Below are 1,083 nucleotides of genomic sequence, written 5' to 3'. Positions count from 1 at the left end.
ACAATGGTAGATAGTTCGGTATGTTACGAAATAGCAACAATTACATTAGAAGTAAATCCACTGCCAGTAGTAGATTTAGAAGATAACTACTTATTATGTGTAAATACAAACGGAACCGAAGTTATCAATCCATTAGAGATTGATACAGGATTAAGTACATCAGACTACACGTTTGAGTGGACCTTGAACGGTACTGTAGTAGGAACCGGAAGTAGTATCATGCCAACACAAGGCGGAAGCTATACAGTAACTATAGAAGATAACCTAACAGGCTGTGTAAGTACAGATACAACTCTAGTAGAAGAAAGTGCACCACCAAGTATAGAAGCAGATGTAATTACACCAGCATTTGCAGACGTGCATAGTATACAAGTTACTGCAACTGGGACAGGTGTCTCAGAGTATGAGTTCCAGTTAGATGGCGGACCATGGTATAATAACGAGCCAAATGACAATACGTATATATTTAATGATGTAAGTGGTGGCGAGCATACAATAACAGTAAGAGATATTAATGGATGTGGCGAGTCAAGCACAACTGTGATGGTTATGGATTACCCACATTTCTTTACACCAAACGGAGATACATATAACGAAACATGGCAGATATACGGAATAAGTGATCAGCCAGACGCAGTAATATACATCTTTGATAGATACGGTAAGCTGTTAAAGCAATTAAATCCAACAGGACCAGGATGGGATGGGACCTATAACGGTAACCCATTACCAACAAGTGACTATTGGTTTACAGTAGAATATAGAGAACCAGGAGATACAAGTGATACCAAGAAGCAATTTAGAGCACACTTTACTCTGAAACGCTAGGAAACAACTCCTAATAAAAACAAACAAACCAATACAAATAGAAATAGAAACAAAAAAGCCTGAACATAGTGTTCAGGCTTTTTAGTATAAGGTGTTTTATAAATAAAAACTAAAAGCGATTACTCAACTTCAAAAGTGATTTTAAGATTAACTCTAAACTCTGTTACCTCACCACTTTTAACAATAGCGCTTTGGTCTTGTACATATACAGAGCGTATGTTTTTTACACTTTTTGATGCGTGTTTTACTGCTTTT

At 36.7% G+C, this 1,083-nt stretch carries 2 protein-coding genes; one reads left to right on the top strand and one right to left on the bottom strand.

Translation table 11 applies throughout. The features are described from left to right. A partial coding sequence (locus WA340_RS01140) for a T9SS type B sorting domain-containing protein (RefSeq protein ID WP_336126956.1) occupies positions 1-828 on the top strand: 828 nt, incomplete at its 5' end. A gap of 119 nt (positions 829-947) precedes the next feature. Here WA340_RS01140 and WA340_RS01135 read toward each other — a convergent pair. Further along, positions 948-1,083: dodecin family protein (locus WA340_RS01135; RefSeq protein WP_336126957.1), on the bottom strand; the 136-nt coding region annotated here is incomplete at its 5' end.

Origin of the sequence: Mesoflavibacter sp. CH_XMU1422-2 (genome assembly GCF_037029245.1) — a bacterium.
Lineage (GTDB): Bacteria > Bacteroidota > Bacteroidia > Flavobacteriales > Flavobacteriaceae > Mesoflavibacter > Mesoflavibacter zeaxanthinifaciens.
The sequence above is the reverse complement of the archived record's forward strand: the minus strand, read 5'-3'. Positions and strand labels throughout refer to the sequence as shown.